Origin of the sequence: Pseudomonas sp., from assembly GCF_050739935.1 — a bacterium.
GTDB lineage: Bacteria > Pseudomonadota > Gammaproteobacteria > Pseudomonadales > Pseudomonadaceae > Aquipseudomonas.
Genome location: NZ_JBOICF010000013.1, coordinates 105,568 through 111,594, shown reverse-complemented (window position 1 = coordinate 111,594; position 6,027 = coordinate 105,568). Strand labels below are relative to the sequence as shown.

Sequence of the window (6,027 nt, the reverse complement as noted above, 5' to 3'; positions counted from 1 at the left end):
AGTGGAAAAAGCGCGCTCTGGGAGCGGTTTTCACCTTGGATATAGCGCATAAGAAAAATGCCCGTATCTTGCGATACGAGCATTTTCTTCAACCGGCCAACAGATTGCTAGGTTTTCACACAGTCTGATTAGCGCCTTTTCGAAGAAAGTCCGTTACTGAGTCAGCGCTTGTCCTTGCGCTTCTTCTCGGCCTTCTTGTGGTGCGACATCAAGCGACGCTTCTTGTTGACCTGGCGGTCGGTGAGCGTGTTCTTGTTGCCTTCGTATGGGTTGTCGCCGCCCTTGAACTCGATGCGGATCGGCGTACCGACCAGCTTGAGCACGCGACGGTAGGTGTTCTCCAGGTAACGCACGTACGACTTCGGTACTTTCTCGACCTGGTTGCCGTGGATCACGATCAGCGGCGGGTTGGCACCGCCCAGGTGGGCGTAACGCAGCTTGATCCGGCGGCTGTTGACCATCGGCGGCTGGTGCTCGGTGACGGCGTCTTCGAGGATTTGCGTCAGACGGCTGGTTGGCCAGCGCGTCACGGCCGACTTGAACGAGTTCTGCACCGATTGATACAGGTTGCCGACACCCGTGCCATGGAGTGCCGAAATGAAGTGAATGTCGGCGAAGTCGACGAAGAACAACCGGCGTTCCAGCTCGGTCTTCACATAGTCGCGCTCGCTCGGCACCATGCCATCCCACTTGTTCAGGGCGATGACCAGCGCGCGACCGGCTTCCAGGGCGAAGCCCAGCAGGTTGAGGTCATGGTCGACCACACCCTCACGGGCATCCATCACGAAGATCACTACGTTGGCGTCTTTGATCGCCTGCAGCGTTTTGACCACGGAGAATTTTTCGACTTCCTCGTGGATCTTGCCGCGCTTGCGCACACCGGCGGTGTCGATCAGCGTGTACTTCTCGTCGTTACGCTCGAACGGGATGTAGATGCTGTCGCGAGTGGTGCCGGGCTGATCGTAGACGATGACGCGGTCTTCACCGAGCATGCGGTTGACCAGGGTCGACTTGCCGACGTTCGGACGACCGATGATGGCGATCTTGATGCCGTCTTTTTCGCTCGGGCCGGGAATGCGCTTGGCTTCCTCGCCTTCGGCAACGTCTTCCTCTTCGCCTTCCTGCACTTCGTCAGCGTCTTTCGGGAATTCGCTCAGGGCGATTTCCAGCATCTGCGTGATGCCACGACCGTGAGCACCGGCGACCGGGATGGCATCGCCCATGCCCAGTGGCGCGAACTCGGCGCGTGCCATGTCAGGGTCGATGTTATCAACCTTGTTGGCGACCACGTACGAGGTCTTGTTGCGCTTGCGCAGGTGCTCGCCAATCATTTGGTCGGCGGCAGTGAAGCCCGCCTTGGCGTCTACCAGAAACAGCACGACATCGGCTTCTTCAATGGCCAACAGGGACTGCTCGGCCATCTTTTCGTCCATGCCATGTTCATCACCGGAAATACCGCCGGTGTCGATCAGGATGTAGGTACGCCCTTGCCACTTGGCCTCACCGTATTGGCGATCACGGGTCAGACCGGACAAGTCGCCGACGATGGCGTCGCGAGTCCTGGTCAGGCGATTGAACAAGGTGGACTTGCCGACGTTCGGTCGACCCACCAGGGCGATTACGGGAACCATGCGGCTCTCCACTTCGTTATTTCAGAAAATACAAAAGCCGCTGCAAGGCAGCGGCCGGAGTTCGGAGCGGCACCCGGAGTGCCGCAAGCCCCGTCAGAGCGGGGCTGCCAGAGGTACGCCGTCGAGCGGTTTCCTCAAGCATAGACAGCCATCACTTGATCGTCAGGGCTTCCAGCTTGCCGCTGTTACCGAAGACGTAAATGGTGTTGCCCGACACCAGAGGGCGTGCGCGCAGGCCATCGCTGTCGATTTTTTCACGGCCAACGAAGTGACCGTCGACTTGGCTGAGCAGATGCAGATAGCCTTCCATGTCACCCACAGCTACGTAGCTGGAGAACACTTCCGGCGAACCCAGCTGACGGCGAGCCAGCGAGTCATTGCTCCACAGCGCGGTGGACGAACGCTCGTCGACGCCCTCCACGGTGCCGCTGGCCAGCGAAACGTAGACGCTGCCAAAGCCCTGGGCGACACCCGAATAGCTCGACGCATCACGCTGCCACAAGACACGACCGCTCTGCAGTTCCAGGCCCGCGACGCGGCCTTGATAGGTCGCGACGTACAACGTGCTGCCGGACAACAGCAGACCGCCGTCGATATCGACTACACGATCCAGCTCCGAGCGACCTTGTGGAATCGCTACACGCTGCTCCCAGACTGGCACGCCGTTGGTGGTGTCCAGAGCCACGACCTTACCGGTCGACAGGCCGGCGACGGCCAGTTGACTGGTCACGATCGGCGCACCAGTGCCACGCAGCGTCAGTACCGCAGGACTGCTTTCGTAGATCCAGCGCTGATTGCCGGTGGCGGCATCGTAACCGATAACCTTGTCGTCCTGTGTCTGGGCAACGACCACATCGCCATTGGTGGCCGGCGCGGAGAGCACTTCGCTGGTCGCCTTGGCCTTCCATTTCTGCTCGCCGGTCGCTTCGTCGAGAACGATCACTTCGCCGCGCAGCGTGCCGACCATGACCATGCCGAACCCTACGCCAACAGCGCCGGAAACAGGTTGCTCGAGCTCTTTCTTCCAGACCACGTCGCCGTTTTCGCGGTTGATCGCCATGACCAGACCGCTGGCGTCGGCAGCGTAGATGTTCTCGCCGTCGATGGCCGGAACCAGCATGTTGTAGATGTCACCCTGGCCGTCGCCGACCGAGCGGCTCCACAGCTTCTGCAGGACTACTTCTTCTTTGAAGTCGGTCAGCTCGGCCGGAGGCAATTCCTTTTTGCTGTTGCTGCTGCAACCCGCGGCCAGAATGGCCAGAGCCAGCAATGCTGCATGTTTCCAACGAATCACGTCACGCATCCCCTTTCGCCAGATCGTCGAGCTTCATTTGCAGACCACCCACTGCCGATTGCTCGGACAGCGCGGCCTTGGCCTTCTTGTATGCAGCGTAGGCATCATCGGTACGACCCAGCTGAACCAGCAGGTCGCCACGCAATTCTTCACGAGCGGCTTCGAAAGACTTGTCGACCTGGCCGTCGAGCAGCTTCAGTGCGTCTTCGGCCTTGTTCTGGGCCGCGAGCACGCGAGCGAGACGCTGACGGGCGATTTCGCCAAGGGTCGGGTTGACCGGCTTGTCGCTGACGGCTTTGAGTTCATTTGCAGCGTCATCCAGCTTGCCGGTTTCGACCGCGACCTTGGCCACGAACAGGCTGCCGTACTGAGCGTAGGCAGTGCCACCGAAATCGCTTTTCAGTTTGCCGGCGATTTCGGCCACCCGGCCAGCATCCGCCTGACCGCTTGGGGTCAGCGCCGTTTCCAGCAATTGCTGGTACAGGGCCGAAGCACCTTGTGCCTGACTGTTCTGATAGCGGTGCCAGAATTGCCAGCCCAACACCACGATCACCGCGAGCAGAGCGCCGGTGACCAAGGGCTTGCCGTTACGCTGCCACCAGTCCTTTACCGCCGCCAGCTGTTCATCATCGGTACTTGACACCCCAATACTCCTATTACCAAACGGCTATTTATCTGCTTCAACCCTGCACAATGCAGGAGGCCAGGTGCTCGGAAAGAGCATCCCAGGCAATATTTTGTTGTTCGCCCTGACCACGCAGAGGCTTGACACCCACTTCCTTGCGGGCCAGCTCTTCATCACCAAGGATCAGCGCATACAGCGCGCCGCTCTTGTCGGCCTTCTTGAACTGGCTCTTGAAGCTGCCAGCGCCAGCGTTGACCTGCAGACGCAGATTCGGCGCCTGATCGCGCAGCCGCTCCGACAACGCCAGTGCAGCCAGCTCGGCGGCTTCACCGAAGGCGCAGACATAGACGTCGATGGTGCGCGAAATTTCTTCAGGAACCTGCTCCAGGGTTTCCAGCAACAGGACCAGACGCTCGATGCCCATGGCAAAGCCGACACCGGTGGTTGGCTTGCCGCCCATCTGTTCGACCAGACCGTCGTAACGACCACCTGCACAGACAGTACCCTGAGCCCCCAGTTGATCGGTGACCCACTCGAAAACGGTCTTGCTGTAGTAATCCAGCCCGCGAACCAGTTTCGGGTTGATCACATAAGGAATCCCGGCAGCATCCAGACGTGCCTTCAGGCCCTCGAAGTGAATCCGCGATTCTTCGTCCAGATAGTCCGCCAGCTTCGGCGCATCGACCAGCACGGCCTGGGTTTCAGGGTGCTTGGTGTCGAGAACGCGCAGCGGGTTGGTCTTCAGACGGCGCTGGCTGTCTTCATCCAGCTGCTCCAGGCGCGCAGACAGGTATTCGACCAGCGCTTCACGGTAGCGAGCACGCGCTTCGCTGGTGCCCAGGCTGTTCAACTCAAGCTTGACCGCATTGCGGATACCCAGCAGGCCCCAGAGGCGCCAAGTCAGCACGATCAGCTCGGCGTCGATGTCCGGGCCATCGAGATTGAAGACTTCGCAACCAATCTGGTGGAACTGGCGATAACGGCCTTTCTGCGGACGTTCGTGACGGAACATCGGGCCGATGTACCAGAGTTTCTGTACCTGACCGCCGCCGGTGATGCCATGTTCCAGCACTGCGCGCACGCAGGCCGCCGTGCCTTCGGGGCGCAGGGTCAGCGAGTCGCCGTTACGGTCGGCGAAGGTGTACATCTCTTTCTCGACGATATCGGTGACTTCGCCGATGGAGCGTTTGAACAGGTCGGTGAACTCGACGATTGGCATACGGATCTGGCGATAACCGTAGTTATCCAGCAAACGCGATACGGTGCCCTCGAAATAGCGCCAAAGCGGGGTCTGATCCGGCAGGATGTCGTTCATGCCACGAATGGCTTGCAGAGACTTACTCACAAAAATTCCTTGGAAACTGGGTTAGCCGCGAACGATCAGCGCTGCGTCGGCCTGGGCCTTTTCGGCCGCTTTCTCGCGGATCAAGCGCTCAAGCTCATCCACAAGATTGTCATTGGTCAGCTTTTGCGACGGCTTGCCATCGATGTAGATCAAGTTCGGCGTACCGCCGGTGAGGCCGATATGGGCCTCCTTGGCCTCGCCAGGACCGTTCACCACACAGCCGATCACCGCGACATCCAGCGGGACCAGCAAATCTTCGAGGCGCCCTTCCAGCTCGTTCATGGTCTTGACCACATCGAAGTTCTGCCGCGAGCAGCTCGGGCAGGCGATGAAGTTGATTCCACGGGAACGCAGGTGGAGCGACTTGAGGATGTCGTAACCGACCTTCACCTCTTCAACAGGATCGGCGGCCAGCGAGATACGAATGGTATCGCCAATTCCTTCGGCCAGCAGCATACCTAGGCCGACGGCCGATTTCACTGTGCCTGAACGCAAACCACCGGCTTCAGTGATACCCAGGTGCAGCGGCTGGACGATTTGTCTGGCCAGCAGGCGGTAGGCTTCGACGGCCATGAACACATCCGAGGCCTTTACGCTGACCTTGAAGTCCTGGAAGTCCAGGCGATCAAGGTGCTCGACGTGGCGCAAAGCCGACTCCACCAGCGCAGCCGGAGTCGGTTCGCCGTATTTCTTCTGCAGGTCCTTTTCCAGGGAGCCGGCGTTGACGCCGATGCGGATCGGGATGCCGCGATCGCGAGCTGCATCGACTACCGCGCGCACACGGTCTTCACGACCGATATTACCTGGGTTGATACGCAGGCAATCGACACCCAGCTCGGCAACGCGCAGAGCGATCCGGTAATCGAAATGGATGTCGGCGACCAGAGGCACCTTGACCACTTGCTTGATGCGACCGAACGCCTCGGCGGCGTCCATGTCGGGAACGGACACGCGAACGATGTCCACGCCTGCCGCTTCCAGACGATTGATCTGAGCGACAGTGGCTGCGACATCGTTGGTGTCGCTGTTGGTCATGCTCTGTACCGCGATCGGCGCATCACCGCCGACCGGCACCGAGCCGACCCAGATTTTACGAGATTCGCGACGTTTGATCGGAGATTCGCCGTGCATG

General features: G+C 59.9%; 5 protein-coding genes. All 5 read right to left on the bottom strand.

Annotated elements, in window-relative coordinates; translation table 11 throughout:
- Nucleotides 1–161: 161 nt before the first annotated feature.
- The 5 genes from der to ispG all read right to left on the bottom strand — a co-directional run bounded on the left by der (nucleotide 162) and on the right by ispG (nucleotide 6,026).
- A complete protein-coding gene (der, locus tag ACRER8_RS01835; RefSeq protein WP_431744651.1) occupies nucleotides 162–1,631 on the bottom strand; it encodes a ribosome biogenesis GTPase Der in 1,470 nt (489 codons plus the stop codon).
- Nucleotides 1,632–1,782: 151 nt separating this feature from the next.
- The gene (gene bamB, locus ACRER8_RS01830) at nucleotides 1,783–2,934 is read right to left on the bottom strand and encodes an outer membrane protein assembly factor BamB (RefSeq protein WP_431744650.1); all 1,152 of its coding nucleotides are present in this window, start codon (nucleotides 2,932–2,934) and stop codon (nucleotides 1,783–1,785) included.
- Nucleotides 2,927–3,568, bottom strand: a complete 642-nt coding sequence (locus ACRER8_RS01825) for a YfgM family protein (RefSeq protein WP_431744649.1) — start codon at nucleotides 3,566–3,568, stop codon at nucleotides 2,927–2,929. The genes bamB and ACRER8_RS01825 overlap by 8 nt, the downstream gene beginning before the upstream one ends.
- A gap of 37 nt (nucleotides 3,569–3,605) precedes the next feature.
- A complete protein-coding gene (hisS, locus tag ACRER8_RS01820) occupies nucleotides 3,606–4,895 on the bottom strand; it encodes a histidine--tRNA ligase (RefSeq protein ID WP_431744648.1) in 1,290 nt (429 codons plus the stop codon).
- A 21-nt stretch (nucleotides 4,896–4,916) separates the two neighbouring features.
- Nucleotides 4,917–6,026 carry a flavodoxin-dependent (E)-4-hydroxy-3-methylbut-2-enyl-diphosphate synthase gene (gene ispG / locus ACRER8_RS01815; protein ID WP_431744647.1) on the bottom strand — a complete coding sequence of 370 codons (1,110 nt, stop codon included), beginning with the start codon at nucleotides 6,024–6,026 and terminating at the stop codon, nucleotides 4,917–4,919.
- Nucleotide 6,027 lies beyond the last annotated feature (1 nt).